This is a genomic window from Nocardia jinanensis (assembly GCF_014645735.1).
Classification (GTDB): domain Bacteria; phylum Actinomycetota; class Actinomycetes; order Mycobacteriales; family Mycobacteriaceae; genus Nocardia; species Nocardia jinanensis.
On sequence record NZ_BMMH01000008.1, the window covers coordinates 209115 to 228126 of the forward strand.

Annotated in this window: 20 protein-coding genes; 7 read left to right on the plus strand and 13 right to left on the minus strand. The window is 67.2% G+C overall.

Annotated features, from left to right (window positions below; translation table 11 throughout):
* Window positions 1–69: 69 nt before the first annotated feature.
* Complete coding sequence (locus IEY68_RS20335) at window positions 70–1326, minus strand: cytochrome P450 (protein ID WP_058853269.1); 1257 nt, start codon at window positions 1324–1326, stop codon at window positions 70–72.
* 157 nt (window positions 1327–1483) lie between these two features.
* On the opposite strand from IEY68_RS20335, the gene IEY68_RS20340 reads away from it, so the two are divergent.
* A complete protein-coding gene (locus IEY68_RS20340) occupies window positions 1484–2647 on the plus strand; it encodes a steroid 3-ketoacyl-CoA thiolase (protein ID WP_058853270.1) in 1164 nt (387 codons plus the stop codon).
* 436 nt (window positions 2648–3083) lie between these two features.
* The gene (locus IEY68_RS20345) at window positions 3084–3500 is read left to right on the plus strand and encodes a helix-turn-helix domain-containing protein (protein ID WP_011207048.1); all 417 of its coding nucleotides are present in this window, start codon (window positions 3084–3086) and stop codon (window positions 3498–3500) included.
* 234 nt (window positions 3501–3734) lie between these two features.
* Here the strand turns inward: IEY68_RS20345 and IEY68_RS20350 are convergent, their stop codons facing one another.
* From IEY68_RS20350 to IEY68_RS20370, 5 genes are all read right to left on the minus strand, one after another.
* A complete protein-coding gene (locus tag IEY68_RS20350; RefSeq protein WP_058853271.1) occupies window positions 3735–4757 on the minus strand; it encodes a hypothetical protein in 1023 nt (340 codons plus the stop codon).
* The gene (locus IEY68_RS20355) at window positions 4754–5266 is read right to left on the minus strand and encodes an ImmA/IrrE family metallo-endopeptidase (protein WP_058853440.1); all 513 of its coding nucleotides are present in this window, start codon (window positions 5264–5266) and stop codon (window positions 4754–4756) included. The genes IEY68_RS20350 and IEY68_RS20355 overlap by 4 nt, the downstream gene beginning before the upstream one ends.
* A 5-nt stretch (window positions 5267–5271) precedes the next feature.
* Entirely contained in the window at window positions 5272–6528 is a 1257-nt protein-coding gene (locus IEY68_RS36825; RefSeq protein ID WP_058853272.1) for a hypothetical protein, read from the minus strand.
* 313 nt (window positions 6529–6841) lie between these two features.
* Window positions 6842–7753, minus strand: coding sequence for an SDR family oxidoreductase (locus tag IEY68_RS20365; RefSeq protein WP_058853273.1), 912 nt, complete (start codon window positions 7751–7753; stop codon window positions 6842–6844).
* Between the two features lie 47 nt (window positions 7754–7800).
* A complete protein-coding gene (locus IEY68_RS20370; RefSeq protein ID WP_058853274.1) occupies window positions 7801–8598 on the minus strand; it encodes an SDR family oxidoreductase in 798 nt (265 codons plus the stop codon).
* A 65-nt stretch (window positions 8599–8663) separates the two neighbouring features.
* Here IEY68_RS20370 and IEY68_RS20375 point away from each other — a divergent pair, with 65 nt between their 5' ends.
* The 4 genes from IEY68_RS20375 to IEY68_RS20390 are packed head-to-tail and all read left to right on the plus strand — an operon-like array spanning window position 8664 to window position 12157.
* Window positions 8664–9428 carry an enoyl-CoA hydratase family protein gene (locus IEY68_RS20375; protein WP_058853441.1) on the plus strand — a complete coding sequence of 255 codons (765 nt, stop codon included), beginning with the start codon at window positions 8664–8666 and terminating at the stop codon, window positions 9426–9428.
* Window positions 9429–9444: 16 nt separating this feature from the next.
* On the plus strand, window positions 9445–10323 hold the full coding sequence (locus IEY68_RS20380) for a CoA transferase subunit A (protein ID WP_082681141.1): 879 nt from the start codon (window positions 9445–9447) through the stop codon (window positions 10321–10323).
* Window positions 10320–11078 carry a CoA-transferase subunit beta gene (locus IEY68_RS20385; protein WP_058853276.1) on the plus strand — a complete coding sequence of 253 codons (759 nt, stop codon included), beginning with the start codon at window positions 10320–10322 and terminating at the stop codon, window positions 11076–11078. Before IEY68_RS20380 ends, IEY68_RS20385 begins: the two co-directional genes overlap by 4 nt.
* Entirely contained in the window at window positions 11075–12157 is a 1083-nt protein-coding gene (locus tag IEY68_RS20390) for an NAD(P)H-dependent flavin oxidoreductase (protein WP_058853277.1), read from the plus strand. The genes IEY68_RS20385 and IEY68_RS20390 overlap by 4 nt, the downstream gene beginning before the upstream one ends.
* A 177-nt stretch (window positions 12158–12334) precedes the next feature.
* On the opposite strand, the gene IEY68_RS20395 is transcribed toward IEY68_RS20390, so the two are convergent.
* From IEY68_RS20395 to IEY68_RS20415, 5 genes are all read right to left on the minus strand, one after another.
* A complete protein-coding gene (locus tag IEY68_RS20395) occupies window positions 12335–13075 on the minus strand; it encodes a group II truncated hemoglobin (RefSeq protein ID WP_058853278.1) in 741 nt (246 codons plus the stop codon).
* 193 nt (window positions 13076–13268) lie between these two features.
* The gene (locus IEY68_RS20400) at window positions 13269–14015 is read right to left on the minus strand and encodes a DUF427 domain-containing protein (RefSeq protein ID WP_058853279.1); all 747 of its coding nucleotides are present in this window, start codon (window positions 14013–14015) and stop codon (window positions 13269–13271) included.
* Window positions 14016–14108: 93 nt separating this feature from the next.
* Entirely contained in the window at window positions 14109–15356 is a 1248-nt protein-coding gene (locus tag IEY68_RS20405) for an MFS transporter (protein WP_058853280.1), read from the minus strand.
* Window positions 15356–15823, minus strand: coding sequence for a MarR family winged helix-turn-helix transcriptional regulator (locus tag IEY68_RS20410; protein WP_082681120.1), 468 nt, complete (start codon window positions 15821–15823; stop codon window positions 15356–15358). The genes IEY68_RS20405 and IEY68_RS20410 overlap by 1 nt, the downstream gene beginning before the upstream one ends.
* Window positions 15824–15842: 19 nt before the next feature.
* The gene (locus IEY68_RS20415; protein WP_156426020.1) at window positions 15843–16019 is read right to left on the minus strand and encodes a hypothetical protein; all 177 of its coding nucleotides are present in this window, start codon (window positions 16017–16019) and stop codon (window positions 15843–15845) included.
* A 35-nt stretch (window positions 16020–16054) separates the two neighbouring features.
* Between IEY68_RS20415 and IEY68_RS20420 the strand changes: the two genes are divergently transcribed.
* Window positions 16055–16777 carry a cytochrome P450 gene (locus IEY68_RS20420; RefSeq protein WP_058853283.1) on the plus strand — a complete coding sequence of 241 codons (723 nt, stop codon included), beginning with the start codon at window positions 16055–16057 and terminating at the stop codon, window positions 16775–16777.
* A gap of 185 nt (window positions 16778–16962) precedes the next feature.
* Here the strand turns inward: IEY68_RS20420 and IEY68_RS20425 are convergent, their stop codons facing one another.
* Window positions 16963–18339 (minus strand): alpha/beta hydrolase family protein, encoded by a 1377-nt coding sequence (locus IEY68_RS20425; RefSeq protein WP_156426021.1) that lies wholly within the window; start codon window positions 18337–18339, stop codon window positions 16963–16965.
* 7 nt (window positions 18340–18346) lie between these two features.
* On the minus strand, window positions 18347–18928 hold the full coding sequence (locus tag IEY68_RS20430; RefSeq protein WP_058853285.1) for an ArsR/SmtB family transcription factor: 582 nt from the start codon (window positions 18926–18928) through the stop codon (window positions 18347–18349).
* Window positions 18929–19012 lie beyond the last annotated feature (84 nt).

Here is a 19012-nt window from a genome sequence, read left to right on the forward strand (position 1 = left end):
CCCACCCCGCCTGTCACTTGTGCACAGACCCCCGTTGTGCGGGGTCGAGCTGTCGGCGTGAGGCCACCGTCAACCGGCGGTTTTGCCGGTGACCGGGCAGGTCTTGTAGTCGACCTCGAACTCCTTGATGCCGTTGAGCCAGCCCGAGCGCAGCCGCCTGGGGTCGCCCAGCTTACTGATATCGGGCATATGGTCGGCGATCGCGTTGAAGATCAGGTCGATCTCCAGTTTGGCCAGGTTGGCACCGATGCAGTAGTGCGCGCCCGTCCCGCCGAAGGCCACGTGCGGATTGTCCTCGCGCATGATGTCGAACTTCATCGGATTCTCGAAGACGTCCTCGTCGAAGTTCGCCGACCGGTACAGCATCAGGACCCGCTGGCCCTTCTTGATCTCGACGCCGCCCAGTTCGGTGTCCTCGAGCGCGGTGCGCTGGAAGGTGGTGATCGGGCTGGCCCACCGGATGATCTCGTCGGCCGTGGTCTTCGGGCGTTCCTTCTTGTAGAGCTCCCACTGGTCCGGGTTCTCCAGGAAGGCGATCATGCCGTGGGTGATGGCGTTACGGGTGGTCTCGTTACCCGCGACAGCCAGCAGCATCACGAAGAAACCGAACTCCTCGGACTTGAGGGATTCGCCGTCGATATCGGCTTCGACCAGGGTGGTGACGATATCGTCGGCCGGGCACGCCTTGCGGGCCTCGGCCATCATGTAGGCGTAACCGAGCAGCTCGGTGGACGCCTGCACCGGATCCACATCGATTTCCGGATCGTCGTATCCGGTCATCTCGTTGGACCAGGTGAACACCTTCATCCGGTCTTCCTGCGGGACTCCGATCAGCTCGGCGATCGCCTGCAGGGGCAGTTCGCAGGCGATCTGAGTGACGAAATCGCCGGACCCCGCCTCGGCCGCCGCCTTGACGATGGCCTCGGTCCGTTTCGACAGCTCTTCCCGCAGCGAGTTGATCGCCCGGGGGGTGAACCCGCGCGAGATGATCTTGCGCATCCGAGTGTGCTCGGGCGGGTCCATATTCAGCAGGATGAAACGCTGCAGTTCGATCTGCTCACGCTCGATATCGTCGTTGAAGCGCGGCAGCGCCGTGTTCTCGAAGGTCGAGAACACATCACTGCGCCGGGACACCTCCTTGACATCGGCGTGTTTGCTGACGACCCAGAAGCCGTCGTCGTGGAACCCGCCGACCTCCGGCGACTTCTCCTGCCACCAGATCGGCGCGGTACGCCGGAGTTCGGCGAACTCCTCGACCGGTATCCGCTGCATGTACATGTCGGGGTCCGTGACGTCGAACCCGTCCGGCAGGTTCGGCCGGGCCATGCGCGTATCCACCACCAGATGTCTCCTTCGACAAACTGAAACACGTTCTACAATCATTGAAGCACAGGCGGGAGAACGAGGAAAGAAACGGTCCGAACCCGCCTCGTGCCGTGCGCGGAACACGTTACAGTTTTATGTCCGAAACGAAAGGTTCAAGATGGGCACACCCGTTATCGTCGAGGCAGCTCGCACCCCCATCGGCAAACGCAACGGCTGGCTGTCCGGGCTGCACGCCGCCGAGATCCTCGGCCTCGCCCAGCGTGGGCTGTTGGATCGCGCCCACCTCGACCCCGCCAAGGTCGAACAGATCATCGGCGGCTGCGTCACCCAAGCGGGCGCACAGTCCAACAACATCACCCGCACGGCCTGGCTCGCCGCCGGTCTGCCGTGGCAGGTGGGCGCCACGACCATCGACGCCCAATGCGGTTCGGCTCAGCAGGCCAACCATCTCATCGCCGGCCTGATCGCCACCGACGCCATCGATATCGGTGTCGCCTGCGGTGTCGAGGCCATGAGCCAGGTTCCGCTGGGCGCCAATGTCGGCGATCAAGCCGGCCCGCGGCGGCCGGATTCCTGGGATATCGATATGCCCAATCAGTTCGAGGCCGCCGAGCGAATCGCAAAGCGGCGCGGTATCACCCGCGCGGACGTGGACGCCCTCGGCGTACGATCCCAGCGGCTGGCCGCGCAGGCCTGGACCGAGGGCCGCTTCGACCGTGAGGTGCTCACCCTCACCGCTCCGGTGGTCGACAGGGAGGGGAATCCGACCGGTGAGAAGCAGGAGGTCAGCCGGGACCAGGGTCTGCGCGAAACCAGCGCGGAGAGCCTCGCGAAGCTGAAGCCGGTCCTGGAAGGCGGAATCCACACCGCCGGAACGTCTTCGCAGATCTCCGACGGCGCGGCGGCCGTACTACTGATGGACGAGAAGACCGCGCAGCGAGAGGGTTTGCGGCCGCGGGCCCGGGTGGTGACCCAGTGCCTGGTCGGCTCCGAACCCGAGTTCCACCTCGACGGCCCGGTCCAGGCGTGCACCCGCCTGCTGGAGCGGTCCGGGATGAGCATCGGCGATATCGATCTCTTCGAGATCAACGAGGCATTCGCTTCCGTCGCATTGTCCTGGGCACAGGTCCATCAGCCCGATTTCGATCGGGTGAATGTGAACGGTGGCGCGATCGCCCTCGGCCATCCGGTCGGCTCCACCGGGTCCCGTCTGATCACCACGGCCCTGCACGAACTCGAGCGTTCCGATCAGAATGTCGCAATGGTTCTCATGTGCGCCGGTGGCGCACTCGCGACAGGAACCATCATCGAACGGCTGTAGCAGATCGGCCGAATTCCCTATTGCAACAGTGCATCGGGGCCCGTACGGACAACAGCCGCACCGTACGGGCCCTGTGTCCATCACAAATTCGACCCGGTAGGTTGAACGTTCATCTCAACTTTCGGCAGACGTGTCGTACGCCACACAATGGCCGGGACACGGCTACGGGAGGGATATCAGCTATCCAGAGGCTACTCGCCACCCGTCCGGGAAGACCCCCGCGACGGGCAGCTACCTGGCCGTATCAGAGGTCCACAAGTTCCGTGCGGGCAACCCGCAAACGCGATACCCCGGTCCACTTCACCTGATACGTGCCTGGAAGCTTCAAGGAAATCCTGATTCAGGCGTAGGTTTTCAGTTACTGAGCCGCTAATATCAATGATAGGTATCCGAGATAACATCTGTTAGTACAGTGAAGGGAATTGGGCGGCTCACAATGGCTGATTTCGCGGCGCGGCTGAACAAGCTGTTCGAAACCGTGCATCCCCCAGGGCGAAAGCCGCATACCAATGCAGAGGTAGCGGCAGCACTGACGGCATCCGGTCATCCGATCTCCAAACCGTATCTGTCGCAGTTACGGTCGGGCCAGCGCACGAATCCTTCCGATGAAACGGTTGCGGCGCTGGCGAAGTTCTTCAAGGTGAAGCCCGACTACTTCTTCAACGACATCTACGCCGCGAAGATCGACCACGATCTGGAACTCCTATCGCAGCTACAGGGTTACGGTCTGCGCCGGCTGTCCAGCCGGGCGTTCGACCTGTCGGAGGAGTCGCAGAATCTGCTCACCTCCATGGCGGAGAAACTGCGCGCAAGCGAGGGCTTGCCCGAAATTCCTCCGGACGGCACCGAATAGTAGACATCGTCGGCGCGGTGCGATCCCCAAGTGGGGTCGCACCGCGCCGACGCCTGTGCGGTAGAAATCCGTACACCGTGTTCCCACGGTCGGCATGAATTCTTCGGTGTAGGTATCAGCGTGCCTGAACATCTGCGGTACGGAAGAATGCAGACCGACCGCTCGGCACGATTTCGCGGCCCTCGCCGGACTTAATCACAGTGACGTAACGGACATACCGCACACCCCGGGCAACTAACGAATGGAGGCTCCGGGGCGTTCTGCAGTTTCCGGCTGTGCCTCGAAGGCCGCCGCGATCGCCCGCACCCAGCCGCGCGGGCTGATGCCCTCGGGCGGGGCGATCCACCGCGAATCCACCACCGCCCGGCCGAGCGGATGGCGTGCCCACTGCGCGACCCGTTCGGCGCGCGCGGCCACCGCGGCGGGAGGCTCTCCGGCAGCGGCGATCTCGACACCACCACCGGACTGCAGATACAGAGCGTCCATGATCTGGGCCACTCGATCGGAAGCTCTGAGTTGGGTCGAAGTCCCGGTTTCCTCTCCGACGACCTCCGGGAAACGTTTCACCAACACGTTGTGCAATGTACGCACGCGGCGCAGCAGCAATCGTGCGCGCACCCACATCTCGACCACGATCCACACCGCGCCGAAGGCGATGAGCAGCGCGGCCAGCTGCCAGAAAGGCCAGGCCCAGCCCGGCTCACCCGAACCGGGCCGGGTAGCGCCGATGACATCGCGCTGCACCTGACCGGCAGCCAGCACCACCACCAGAACGGTGCCTGTCACATAGACGGCGATACCCCGGCCGAGCGCGGTCCAGCTCAGATTGCGCAGGCCGGTCACTACGACGAACATCCCGGCCAGCCCGGTCACCACCCAGCCCGCGGTGAACGAGGTACTCAACGTCGCGGCGACGGCGAAAAGCCAGGTGCCGTATATACCCCCGGCGATCTGGCGCAGATTCCGGCGCGAAACCACAGGCCAGGCCGCCGAGGCGACGACCGAGGTCGCGGCGGCGAACAGCAGCCACGCGGAGACCACCGATCCCTCGGAGAGCCTGCCCGGCGGCAACCCACCGGGCAGCAGGTTGTCGAGGGCCAGCGCGATATCGGGAACGGCGGCGGTGCAGGCCAGCGCGACGGCCGAGACGGCCACCACTATCGCCACCCGCGCGGTGGTCGCGGGTTTGACGAGCACCCGTCCCACCCGCGCACCCGCGGCGATCCAGACGATCAGGGCGGTCAACCAGAACGTCATCCCAGAGCCTCATCGAATCGAAGGACCGAGACGCCCGCGCCCCGGCTGTTGAACACGCGCAGCCGCGTCATCAGCATGGCGGCGAAAGTTTCGGCCTCCCATTCGGCCTGATCGTCCGCGCCGTCCTCGAGCGCGGTCTGATGAGCGCGCTGACTCAGCATGTACGCGATGAGTTCGTCGCTCACCTCGAGAGTCACCTCGGGGGCAGGTGCGCCTTCGTGATCGAAAACGATATGCCCCAGTTCGTGGGCCAGCGTATGGTCGCGGCTCGGCAACGTGCTGGCCAGCACGATGATGTCCTTGTTCGGGTAGTAACGCCGCTGTCCGCAGACTCCGGGGCCGAGGTCGGCATCGGCGATCTCGATCGGGCGGCCGCGTTCGGCGGCCACCGCTTCCACGACCTCCGCGAGGGTGGTGGCGTCCGCGTCCGCGGCGACCGCGCATACCGCGTCGACCGCGGCGGCCACCCGGCGATAGGCCCGCGCGCTCTGTGTCCGGCTCTGCGTCATCGCGATCACGCACCCGTTCCGAAGAATTCGGCGCGCGCGGCATCGACCCGCGCCTGCGCCTGCGCGGCACTCTGGTAACTCATCACGGCCGATCCGGTCCCGGCGATGGCCAGCGCGATCAGCCCGCCGATCACCGACAGCACCTTGGGTTCGGGCAGCAGACCCTCCGCATTCGTCGGGCGCACCGCGTGATTCGGCGGCGCGGCGACGATCGACGGTGCGGCCCCGCCGGGGGCGGGCGCACCGGGAATACCCACCGCGGGTACCGGGGCGGCGACACCGAACACCGGCATACCCGCACCGCCACCCACGCCGGGCGCCGGCAGGGCCAGCGGTGGTCCGACCGGAGGGGCCGGCAACGGAGGTACCGGCAGGAGCAGCAGGAGAAGTGGTGCCGCCGAGCCCACTCCGGCGGAACCGAGCGCGGCCGAACCAGTGGCCGCCGAACCCGCGGCGGCCGAACCGGTCGCCGCGGAACCGACGGCGGCGGAACCGAGAGCAGCCGAACCGGTGCCCAGCACTCCGGTTCCGGCCGAACCCGTAGCCGCGGAACCGGTACCGAGCGCCCCGATACCGGCCGAACCCACGGCAGCCGAACCCGTGCCGAGCGCGGCCGAACCGGTCACGCCCACCCCGATACCGGCCGAACCCACGGCAGCCGAACCCGTGCCCAGCGCGGCCGAACCCACACCGAGCGCAGCGGATCCGGTCGCGCCCAGTGGTGCGGCGGCGGAGCCCACCGCGGCCGAACCGGTGGCGAGAATGGTGCCGAGAGCCGTCCCCAGGCCGACCGGTTCGGCGATCGGCGCCGGATCCGGTTGCGGAGCAGCGATCTCCGAAGGTTCGCCGGTATCGACTGTTTCGGTCTCCGCGACACGGCCGGGGATCCCCAGCCGCTGCCACTGCGCGATCTCCCCCGAGTCCGGGCCGCGGCTGCCGGTACCGGCGTCGCCTGCGGGCGGATCACCCACCGGTGCCGGAGCACTACTGCCCGTCCCGAGACCGGTGGGCGGCGCTGTTTCGATCGTGGGTTGCGGTCCGGCCGGTTCGCCGGGGGACGGGATGGCGAGCGCTCCACCGCCGTCGGCGGGTTCTCCCGCGCCCGGCCCCGGTGGGGCGATACCGCCGCTACCGGTCGGCCCCTGTTCGGGTACCGATCCCCGTCCCGGGTTCGCTTGGGCGAGCGCCGGTCCCCCGAGTAGTCCCAGGCATCCGGCCGCTCCGGCTACTGCGAGCAATCGCTTGATGCGACCCACGGCCATGCGCCAGTCAACCCCTTGATCGATATTGCGGATTCGCCCGGCGATGACGCCTTCCAGGCCGAACGAATAGATGGTTGCTCATGGTAAACCAGCAAACTCGCCGGTGCATGATGAAGCGACAACCTCGAGGGGACGGTAAGGTCTATCCGCTGTTCGAGCGGCAGTACATCGCGGACGGCGACGGCTGAACCATGGGATAGATCACATTCACCCGGCAGCCGCTCCAGTAGCTGGGGACCCGGGGCCGCTACAGAAAAAAGCCCGTCCCGCCGCCGACCGGCAGCGGGACGGGCCCGTCGGGCTGTGCGGGCCCTTACGCTCCGTATACGGGTTCCGGAGTCACGCCCTTCGCGATCAGCTCCGAGACCACGGTGCCGAGTTCGGCGGGATTCCACCGGGCGCCCCGGTCGACCGGAACCCCGTGCCGCCAGCCCTCGCCCAGTGCGAGACGGCCGCCCTCGACCTCGAACATCCGGCCGGTGACACCCGCCGATTCGGTACTGCCCAGCCACACCACGATCGGCGAGATGTTCTCCGGCGCCATAGCGTCGAATCCGTCCTCCGGCGCGGCCATCATATCGGCGAAGACGGTTTCGGTCATCCGGGTCCGCGCCGACGGGGCGATCGCGTTCACTGTGACGCCGTAGCGGCCGAATTCGGCTGCGGCGGTGAGGGTGAGACCGGCGATACCCGCCTTGGCGGCGCCGTAGTTGCCCTGGCCGACGCTGCCCTGCAGACCGGCGCCCGAGCTGGTGTTGATGATCCGGGCGTCGACCGCGCGACCGGCCTTCGATTCGGCACGCCAGTACGCGGCGGCATGGCGCATGGTGGCGAAATGGCCTTTGAGGTGAACTCGGACAACCGAATCCCATTCCTCCTCGGCGAGGTTGACCAGCATACGGTCGCGGACGAATCCGGCGTTGTTGACCAGGACGTCCAAGCCACCGAAGGTGTCCACTGCCTGCTGGACGAGGCGCTGCGCACCCTCCCAGCTCGCGACGTCGTCGCCGTTGGCGACAGCTTCGCCTCCGGCCGCGCGGATCTCCGAGACCACCTGTTCGGCGGGAGTTTCCGCGGTCGATTCACCGCTGAGGGTGGATCCGAGATCGTTCACCACGACCTTCGCGCCCTCGGCGGCGAAGGCCAGAGCGTGTGCCCGGCCGATACCCCGGCCGGCACCGGTGATGATCACGATCCGTCCGGCGCAGATGCCCTCGGTTGCCATATCCGTTCCTATCGTCGATGGTCGATATCTGTTCGAGCTGGGCCGGGTCAGGTCTTCGCCGTGTCACCGGGGTGAGTGGCGGTCGCGACCGACAGGAAGGCGGGGGGTTCGCCGCCGCCGTGGATCTGCAGGGTCGCTCCGGAGATGTATCCGGCCAGGGGGGAGAGCAGGAAGGCCACCCCGTTGCCGACATCCTCGGGCCGGGCCAGCCGGCCCATCGGGATGGTCCGCCCGACGGCGGCCACTCCGTCGGCGTCACCGTAGTGCAGCGCGCTCAATTCGGTTTCCACCGCGCCGACGATCAATGAGTTGATGCGGACCTTCGGCGCCCATTCGGCCGCGAGGGAAACCGTGAGCGAGTCGACCCCGGCCTTCGCCGCACCATAGGCCGCTGTTCCCGGCGAGGGGCGGTGGCCGCTGAGGCTGGAGATGTTGACGATCGATCCGCCTTCTTCCTGCCGGCTGATCACCGCGTGCGCCGCCTGCGCGACGTGCAGGGCCGAGAGCAGGTTCAGCTCGATGATCTTGGTGTGGAATTTGGGGCTGGCGTCCTGCGCCAGAGCGTAGGGCGCTCCCCCGGCGTTGTTGACCGCGTGGTCCAGCCGGCCGTGGCGCCGGACGATCTCGGCGATCATCTCCCCCACCGCCTCCGCGTCGCGCACATCGCACGGCAGGAAGTCGATACCACGCCCGTCCACCTCGACCGGGATATCGCCGGGGCGGCGGGCACATGCCACCACCGTCGCACCCGCGGCCAGCAGGACGCGACTGATCCCGGCGCCGACGCCGCGGACGCCGCCGGTTACCAGAACGACGCGATCGGACAGGTCGATTTCGAGTGCCACCGTGTTAACCTACCAAGCAATTGCTTGCTTAGCCAAGATGCTCGAGATGCGAGATGGGATACGCGATGGGGATCAAGCGCCATTCGGAATCCGCCGGTATCGCCGTGGTCACGGTCGACTATCCGCCGGTCAACGCCATACCCTCGGACGGCTGGTTCACCCTCGCCGACGAGATCCGCGCCGCCGGGCGCGACCCGCAGACCCGCGTGGTGGTGCTGCGCGCCGAGAACCGCGGCTTCAACGCGGGGGTCGATATCAAGGAGATCCAGCGCAAACCCGGGCATCAGGCGCTCATCGACGCCAATCACGGATGTTTCGAGGCGTTCGGCGCGGTCTACGACTGCCCGGTCCCGGTGATCACCGCGGTCCAGGGCTTCTGCCTCGGCGGCGGTATCGGCCTGGTCGGCAATTCCGACATCATCATCGCCTCCGAGGACGCGACCTTCGGCCTGCCCGAGGTCGACCGCGGCGCCCTGGGCGCCGCCACCCACCTCTCCCGGCTGGTCCCCCAGCACCTCATGCGCGCGCTCTTCTTCACCGCGAGCACCGCCACCGCGCAGCAGCTGCACCATTTCGGTTCAGTGCTCAAGGTGGTCCCGCGCGAAGAGCTCGACGCCGCCGCGCTCGAGGTCGCCAAGGACATCGCGGCCAAGGACGGCCGGGTCATCCGGGCCGCCAAACGCGCGCTCAACGGTATCGACCTACAGGACGTGCACCGCAGCTATCGCTTCGAACAGGGGTTCACCTTCGAACTGAACCTCTCGGGCGCCTCCGACGAGATCCGCGAGCGTTTCGACGACGATCTGGCGGCGCAGAAGGACAAGAACTGACATGGAGCGGAAAACCATGCGAGACAAGCGGAAAACGCTGGACGAGATCGTCGGCGAACTGCGCAGCGGTATGACCATCGGGATCGGCGGCTGGGGATCGCGGCGTAAGCCGATGGCCCTGGTGCGCGCGCTGCTGCGATCGGATGTCACCGACCTCACGGTGGTCACCTACGGCGGCCCCGACCTGGGGCTGCTGCTCTCGGCCGGGAAGGTCCGCAAGGCCTACTACGGCTTCGTCTCCCTCGACTCGGCGCCGTTCTACGACCCCTGGTTCGCGAAGGCCCGTACCTCCGGGCAGATCGTCGCGCGGGAAATGGACGAGGGCATGCTCAAATGTGGGCTCGAGGCAGCCGCGGCCCGGCTGCCGTTCCTGCCGATCCGGGCAGGCCTGGGGTCGGATGTACCCAACTTCTGGGACGGCGAACTACAGACAGTCGCCTCGCCCTATCCGGGTCCGGACGGGCGGACGGAAACCCTGATCGCGATGCCCGCGCTGAATCTCGACGCGGCACTGGTGCACCTGAATATCGGCGACGCACACGGTAATGCGGCCTACCAGGGCGTGGACCCCTACATGGACGACCTGTTCTGCCTGGCCGCCGAGAAGCGCTACCTCTCGGTCGAACGTGTCGTGGAGACCGAGGAACTGGTGAAAACCGTTCCCCAGCAGGCACTACTGCTCAACCGCATGATGGTCGACGCGGTGGTCGAGGCACCGAACGGCGCGCACTTCACCCTGGGCGGCGAAAGCTACGGGCGGGACGAGAAATTCCAGCGGCACTACGTCGAGGCAGCGGGTTCACCGGAGACCTGGAAAACCTTCGTAGCCACCTACCTCAGCGGCTCCGAGGACGACTACCAGGCCGCCGTCGCGCGATTCGAGGAGGAGCAGTGACCAGCACCGAAACCAGCACCCGGGCCGAGGTGTGCGCGATCGCCTGCGCCGAGATCTTCCGCGGCGCCGGGGAGATCTTCGCCAGCCCGATGTCACCGATGGCACAACTGGGCGCGCGGCTGGCGAAACTCACCTTCGAACCCGATCTGCTGCTCTCCGACGGCGAGGCGTTCTTCCTCGCCGAAACCCCGCCCATCGGCGGTAAGGCGCCGGTGGAGGGCTGGATCCCGTTCCGCAGGGTCTTCGATGTGCTGGCCTCGGGCCGCCGTCATGTGGTCATGGGCGCCAACCAGATCGACCGCTACGGCAACCAGAACCTCTCGGCTTTCGGCCCGCTACAGCAGCCGACCCGGCAGATGTTCGGTGTGCGCGGGGCGCCCGGCAACACCATCAACCATCCGACCAGCTACTGGATCGGCCGCCACACCAAACGAGTGTTCGGCGAGAAGGTGGATATCGTCGCCGGTATCGGCTACGACAAGGTCGACCCCGGCAACCCGGCCTTCCGTTTCCACCACCTCCACCGGGTGGTCAGCAACCTGGGTGTTTTCGATTTCAACGGCCCGGACCACACCATGCGGGCGCTGAGCCTGCATCCCGGGGTCACCGCCGACGAGGTCGCGGAGAACACTTCGTTCGAGATCGCCGACCTGGGCACCGCCGGGGAGACCCGCCTGCCGACCGCCGAGGAACTGCGGATCATCCGTGAGGTCCTGGACCCGAAGAAGATCCGCGACAGGGAGGTCCCGCGGTGACTCCCCGGCTGCGGACCCCGCTGACCGAGCTGGTCGGGATCGAGCATCCCGTCGTGCAGACCGGAATGGGCTGGGTCGCGGGCCCCGGCCTGGTTTCGGCCACCTCCAATGCCGGCGGACTGGGCATTCTGGCCTCGGCCACCATGACCTACGACGAGCTGGAAGCGGCCATCGCCAAAACCAAGGCGCAGACCGATAAACCTTTCGGCGTGAACATCCGCGCCGACGCCTCGGACGCACCCGAGCGGATCGACCTGCTCATCCGCGAGAACGTGAAGGTCGCCTCCTTCGCCCTGGCGCCGAAGAAAGACCTCATCGCGAAGCTGAAAGACGCGGGCGTCGTGGTGGTCCCGTCGATCGGCGCCGCCAAACACGCGGTGAAGGTCGCCGCCTGGGGCGCCGACGCGGTAGTCGTACAGGGCGGTGAAGGCGGCGGGCACACCGGCCCTGTCGCGACCACCCTGCTGCTGCCGTCGGTCCTGGACGCGGTCGATATCCCGGTGATCGCGGCCGGCGGTTTCTTCGACGGGCGCGGCCTCGCCGCCGCCCTCGCCTACGGCGCCGCCGGTGTCGCCATGGGCACCCGCTTCCTGCTCACGCAGGAGAGCAGCGTCCCGGATTCGGTGAAACAGGAATACCTGCGCCGCCAACTGGGCGAAACCGTGGTGTCCACCAAGGTCGACGGTATGCCGCACCGGGTGCTCAACACCGAGCTCGTGCAGAAGCTGGAGAACTTGGGGCGCGTCCGCGGCCTGACCGCCGCCGTGGGTAATGCGGCCAAATTCAAGAGTATGACCGGGATGAAGTGGTCCACGCTGGTCCGCGACGGCCTGGCCATGCGCAAGGCCAAGGACCTCACCTGGTCTCAGGTGATCATGGCGGCCAATACCCCGATGCTCTTGCGCGCCGGACTGGTCGAAGGCAACACCGAGGCCGGGGTGCTGGCGGCGGGACAGGTGAGCGGGATCCTGGAAGATCTGCCGACCTGCCAGGAGTTGATCGACCGGATCGTCACGGACGCGTTGGCCCGGATCGGCACCCTCGCCGAGATACCCCACACCGTCGATTCGGCCGGCTGACGAACCAAGGGCCCGCCCGCGAATTCGTGGGCGGGCTTGTCGGCGGCCTGGAACCGCTGCCGGCCGGCTCGATTGGCGGGACGTATCGCCATGGCCCGGCGGACGGGGCGTGGGCATTGGTGAACCGTGCGGAGAGAAGTCCGAAACCCGGACGAACTCAGCAGATCCGGTAGGCGGTCAGCCCCGGGGCCACGGACGCACCTCACCCCAGCCCCAGGCGGGGGTGGGTTCGCCGGCGGAGTCCGGGGCATCCGGGCCGGAGAAGAGCAGAGCCATGCGGGTGCCCCATTCCAGATATCCCACGAAGGCCGACCGGAACTCGGCGTCGGCGGGCAGCCCCACCTGGTCGGCGGTGTCGATCAACAGGCTCATCCAGCGCTGACGCTGTTCCTCGGTAAGCGCCCGGCCCCGGTGCCGGGAGATCATGTGCTGATGACCGCCGTGGCGATCGGAATACACGGTGGGACCCCCGAAGACCTCCCCCAGCCACGCGGCCACATGCTTCGCGTGATCGGGATGCATTCCCTCGAACACCGGGGCCAGCACCGGATCTTCGGGGACCCGGTCGTAGAAGGCCGAGAAGAGTCTCTCGAACGCCGGGGCGCCACCGGCCCACTCGTACAGCGACGGGACCAGGGCAACCGGCTCGTAGTGCCGCATCTCCTCGATACCGGTCACATAGTCCTTGATCTCGGCGAAGAACGCGCGGAACTGGGGACTGTCGCGGAACTTCTCCAGATGATCGCTCGCCGAAGTCCAGGTGAGCCGGAGGATATAGGTTCCGGGATCCTCGACGCACCGGTCCAGGTCGTAGGTCCGGCAGTACGGCGAGGACTGCAGTGATACGGCGGCCCGCCGGTACGCGTCCTCGAACGCGGCCGGATCGCTGACGCGGTACCGGATGTACTCGGTGATCATGGATGAAGTCGACCACCTTGGAAGTAACCGCGCAAGAACGTACTTTGTGGTACGTGAGTGTGCGGCGGACCTACTACTCCTGCCCCTCCTGTACCTCCTGTACCTCGTCCCCGCCGCCGCCACGCTGGCCCTGTGACCGGCCCGGTGAGGTGGGCCGCGGACGATCACCCTGGAGCGAGGCGCCCCTGGTTCCTCACCCGAACGGTGTCCGCGGCCGCTCCTGCAACTCTCCGTCGACATACATATCGACCTTCTCGTTGTAGAAGCAGGCCAGCCCCGCGATCTTCTGGCTCTCCGGTGTAGGGGTGCGATAGATCCACACCAGGTCCGGATATTCGGTTTCGCCGACCCGGATGTTCCAGTAATCGGCATTGCCCTTGTACGGGCAGCTGGTGTGGGTCTCGGAAGGCCGCAGCAGATCCATCCGGATATCGGTGAGCGGCAGGTAGAACCGGGCGGGCAGGCCGGTTTCGAACAGGATCCGCGGCGACCGTGAATCGGCCACCGTCACACCGTCGAGTTCCACCCGCACGTGCCGGGAACTCGCCAGAACGTCCACCCGCGTGTAGGGGCTGCGCGGGTGGACGTAGATCGGCTCGTCCTCCTCGAACCATTCGTCCATCGCGTCCCAGTCCAACCGCACCAGATCGCGCAACCGGGGTGATTGCGAGTACTGGAGTGCGGCGCCGGGGGCCGTGGTGCCGTCGACGACGACGGCGTATCCGGTGCCCTCGCCGCGGCTCGCCGAGGTACGGGTGCTGCCGTCGGCTTCGAGTTTCGCGCGGATATCGGCGGCCGGGATGTAGTAGGCCGGGTAATGGGGGTTCTCCCACACCAATGCCGGCCGCACGGTATCGGCGACCAGGTGGCCGCCGAGATGAACGCGGACCCGCTTCTGGATGGTCTCGACCCGGACCTCGTCTCGCTGTGCATCGGTCATACCCCCCGACCCTACGCCGGGCAGGTTCGCCCGGCGGTCACGAAAAGCGGGCCCCGCCTGTCGGCGGGACCCGCGGGCGACCTCTCGTGAAGGTCAGTCTCCGACCGTGATGGCCTGTGCCTCTTCCACACTGTGCGGGGCCGGGTCGTGGTCGTCTATATGGGCGAGAGCGGAGCGGCCGGCCAGCAGCACCGCGACGCCCGCGGCGGTGCAGACCGCGCCCACCCAGAAGGGCAGCGAAACACTGGTCTCACCGAGCTTGCCCGCCAGCCAGGGCGCGGCGGCGCCGCCGGCGAATCGGACGAAGCTGTAGGCGGCGGACGCGGTCGAGCGCTCGACCGGAGCGGAGATCATGACGGCCTCGGTGATCAGCGTGTTGTTCACACCGAGGAACAGGCCCGCCAGGACCACACCGGCGATCAGCACCGGCTTGTGCTCGGCGAACAGGGCCATCACCGCCAGGTCGGCGGCGAACAGACCGACCGCCACCGCGATCATCGGCAACGTGCCGAAGCGGCGCTGGAGCTTCGGCGCGAAGAACACCGAAGCCACGGCCAGCAGGATGCCCCAGCCGCAGAAGATGAAGCCGATCGCGTAGGTACCCATATCCAGCGGGAACGGGGTGTAGGCGAGCAGGGTGAAGAAGCCGAAGTTGTAGAGCAGCGCCGTGATGCTCACGACCAGCAGACCGCGGTGGCGCAATGCTTTGAACGGCGCGGCCAGCGAGGTCGGTCGAGCGGCTTTCGGGCTCTCGGGCAGCAGGACGACGATCGCGACGAAGGCGACGGCCATCAGCACGGACACGCCGAAGAACGGGCCGCGCCAGCTGATGCCGCCGAGCACACCGCCCAGCAGCGGCCCGGTGGCGATACCGATACCCAGTGCGGCCTCGTAGAGGATGATGGCGCGGGCGACCCCGCCGCTGGCGGCGCCGACGATGGTGGCCAGCGCGGTCGCGATGAACAGCGCGTTGCCCAGACCCCAGCCCGCGCGGAATCCGACGATCTGCCCGACCGTGCCCGAACAACCCGCCAGCGCCGCGAAGATGATGATCAGTGTCAGGCCGGCGAGCAGCGTCTTCTTCGCGCCGAATCGGCTGGAGACCACACCCGTGACCAGCATGGCGACGCCGGTGACGAGCATATAGCTGGTGAACAGCAGCGATACCTGCGAAGGCGAGGCATCGAGCTGTTCACCGATGGGTTTGAGAATCGGATCGACCAGGCCGATGCCCATGAACGCGATAACGCTGGCGAAGGCGACGGCCCAGACCGCCTTCGGCTGCCCGGTCGATGTGCTGTGTCGATCCGGCTCGGTGTCCGTCCTGGTCGTGATGCTCATCAGTGTTTCCTCGATTGCGTGTGGTTCCCGGCCGACTCCCGGATCGCCGCCAGTAGCTCCCGTAGATCGGCTGCGAGTCCGGTCAGGCGTTCGGCGTCGAATCCGGGTAGTGGGCCGGACAGCGCCTCGCGCATGGACGCGCGGGTGGCGGCGAGCCGGGCATGCCCGGCCGGCGTGAGTTGTACGACGACCGCGCGCGAATCGTCCGGGTCACGGTGGCGGGAGGCGTATCCCTCCCCCACCAGCCGGGCGATGAGAGCGGTCGCGGTGGGTTGCGATGTGCGATCGATACGAGCGAATTCGCTGACCCGCAGCGAACCGTGTTCCTCGAGCACTGCCAGTGCGCGCACGGTGGCGCGCGGCAGGTCGTCGACACTGAGCGTTCCCGCCGCACGCGTGAGCCGACCCGCGGTGACCAGCAGATCGACGACGGTGTCGTCCACATCGGTTACCGGGTTCGGCTGCACCGAAATATTATTACATAGGCTAACTATCTATTTCCAGGCCCGCCGGTGGGATGCCCGCCACATGCCTCAATTGCGCGAGGAAAGACCCCCGGTCCTCACCCCGGATGACGTAGTGACAGGCCGCCAGCCGGACGATCGCCGCGGCGACGATATCGGCGTCGGCACCCTCGACCATCGGCCGGATGAGTTCACGCATGATCGGCATGACGCGGGCGAGTTCGGCTACGCGAGTTGCACGCACTCCCGCTGGAACGCCGGCCCGGGGCCACCGGAATGCGTCCCGAAGCGGCGGAGGCGATCCAGGAAGCCGGTCGCTACTACTTCGAACTGATCCTGGAACGACGTGCCCGCCCACGGGAGGACATGATCAGCCACCTCATCGCGGCCGAAGTCGACCGCGATGACGGGACGAAAACTGCGCTGACCGATATCGAGATCGCCGGATTCATCTCGCCGCTGGGCGGCGCGGGCGCCGAAACAGTCGCCAAACTCGTCGGCATCGCCGCCGTACTCTTCGCCGATCACCCCGAGCAGTGGCGTGCACTGCGCACCGATCGATCGAAGATCCCCGCGGCGTTCGAAGAAGTGCTGCGCTACGACGGGCCTGTCCAATACGACCTGCGCTACACGCTGCACGATGTACAGCTACACGACAGGACCATCCCCCAGGGCAGCTATGTGCTGATGTTGCTCGCCTCGGCCACCCGCGACGACCAGGCGTTCCCCGATGCCGGCCGGTTCGATATCGACCGGCCGCATTCCGGGCACAACCTCGGCTTCGGGTACGGCATCCACAGTTGCCTCGGCGCCGCCCTGGCCAGGCTGGAGGGCCGGATCGCGCTGGACGCGCTACTGGATGTGATGCCCGAATACGCGCTCGATCGGGCCGGCCTGCGCCGGGCGACGGTCACCAATGTCGCCGGGTGGGCCAATGTGCCTATCCGGGTCGGCTGAGGGGCGGATGGTTCCCCGCGGGGAAATCGGCTGCGAGTTCTTCTCGGACACCTGGTTACGGGTCGACCAGGTGTTCCGGCCGTACCCGGACCTGTAACCCGACGCTGCCGGCCAGATTGGCACTTTGCTGTACTCGGCAGGTAGCGCACAGGGTCTTGCGGTAAGGCGGTGGCGATCGGAGGGGTTCACGGAAGCAGCAGGCCCCAGTAGATCGCCCAGAGCGCGAAGCCTGTTCCGCCGCCGGCCATTACCGCCCATCGGATACGTGCGCCTCTGGGCGCCCCGGCCAGCGTGCGGCGTCCCCGCACGACGACGAAGCCCAGCGCGAGCACCGCGCATACGGCGACCATCTGCAACGCCAGCCACGGCAGGGTGCGTCCGAACAGCAAGGGGCCGAAGGATGTGGCGCGGGTCGTGAGGATATAGCCGAGTTGGACGACAGCGCCGACGATACCGATCACCGCCGCGGACACGAGTATTCGCGCGGGCCGCCGATCCGGCAGCCGCCAGGCCCGCACTGTGCCGGTCAGCGCATAGCCACTGAACGCGAGCACGATCGCACCCAGCAGCACCAGGTTCGCCGCGGCCGACTCCCACCAGGCCAACGGCTCGAGATCGCGCACCGGATGCCCCTGCACCGCGGGTCGATCCACCTGCGGCGCGGCAGCCGAACCGGGCAGCCCGTTCACCCACTCACCCATGAGTTCGCCGTAGCCCGGCGCCAGGCCGGGCAGCTTGTCGAAGCCGTCGGTGGTCGGCTGCCCGCCGTGCTGGGCGCCGGGCAGCGTGACCAGCGTGTAGTTCGTCTTCCCGGCCCGGTCGAACGCGGCCTGGAAACCCCGCAGGCTGTCACCCGGCGGGGTCAGCCGATCCTGATCGCCCCAGATGGCGAGCACCGGCTGCGCGATCTGTTCCAGTACCGGAATCGGGTCGTAGTCGGCCTGTGCGAACTGCCCGGCCCCGACCAGCTGCCGAATCCCATTGCGCGCCAGCACGTCGACCATCGATCCACGCACTCCCGCCGCACCGAACCTCGTCTCGTTCGCCCACGCCTGCTGTGCGGCCGGCGCGACCGAGTTCGCGCCGATCGTGATCAGGAAAGCGGCGTCGGTGGACCGCGAGGCGGCCAGCGGTGCGACCCATCCACCCTCGGACAACCCCCACAGGCCTACCCGGGCAGGATCGACTTCCGGCCGGTTCCGCAATGCGGCGAGACCTGCCAGCGCGTCATCGGCCAGCAGCGAATAGTCGCGGTGCGCCGGGGTATACCCCTCGGTGCGCTTGTCATAGCGCAGCGCGACGATGCCCGCGCGGGCGAAGGCAGCGGCGACCCGGTCGTATTGAGCGCCCCGGCCGTCGCCCGACCCGTGGACGAGCACGACCCCGGGTCGTCCGGTGGCGGCGACCGGCGCGTGGACAGTGCCGGTCGTCGTGGTGCCGTCACCACGAGTGAAGGTGATATCCACGGTGGTGTGTTCGTGCGCGTGCGCGCGGGGCATCCCGCAGCACACAGCGGCGATCATGATGGCGAACACTGCGATACGTCGAACTGTCGAGAGCATTGTGGTCCTACTCGGCCGAGGTCGCGCCGGGCGCGGGGAAGGCGAGAAAGCGAGTCAGCACGCGACGGGTGCCGGGCCGGTCCTGCTGATGGGTCGCTTGAAAACGCTTGAGCAGCGTCAGGTAGTCCTCGAAGAATTCCTCGATTTCCGCCGGCGTCGCATAGATCGCGCCACGCGAGAAGGGCATGATGTCCGCCCACTCACCCAGCCCGGCGCGTTCGGCCTCGAATCGCTGGAACATCTCGATGTCCTCGGCGAGGTGCTGCGCGAACAGTCCTTCCAGTAGTTCGCGCACCTCCGGTGACTGTTCGCGGTCCATCCGGTACCGCAGATCCTTGGCCGGCGAACGCCACCACCGCTCCTTCCCCTTCGCCAGCTCCGGCGCCTCCTCGATGAACCCGTGTTCGGCGAGCTGTCGCAGGTGGTAGCTGGTCGCTCCAGTGTTCTCGCCCAGCAGCGCGCCGAGCGCGGTGGACGTCGCCGGGCCGTTCTCGGCGAGTGCGCGCAGGATGCGCTGACGTAGGGGGTGCGCCAGCGCGCGTAGCGCGGCCGGATCGGCGATCTCTCTGGGTGGTATCTCCTCGGGCATAGTTACAAAATAGTCTTTGCAAAGTAATTTATGCAAACAAAGTTGTGCAACTAGCGCGCGGCTGCGAAACACGAGCCCAGCACC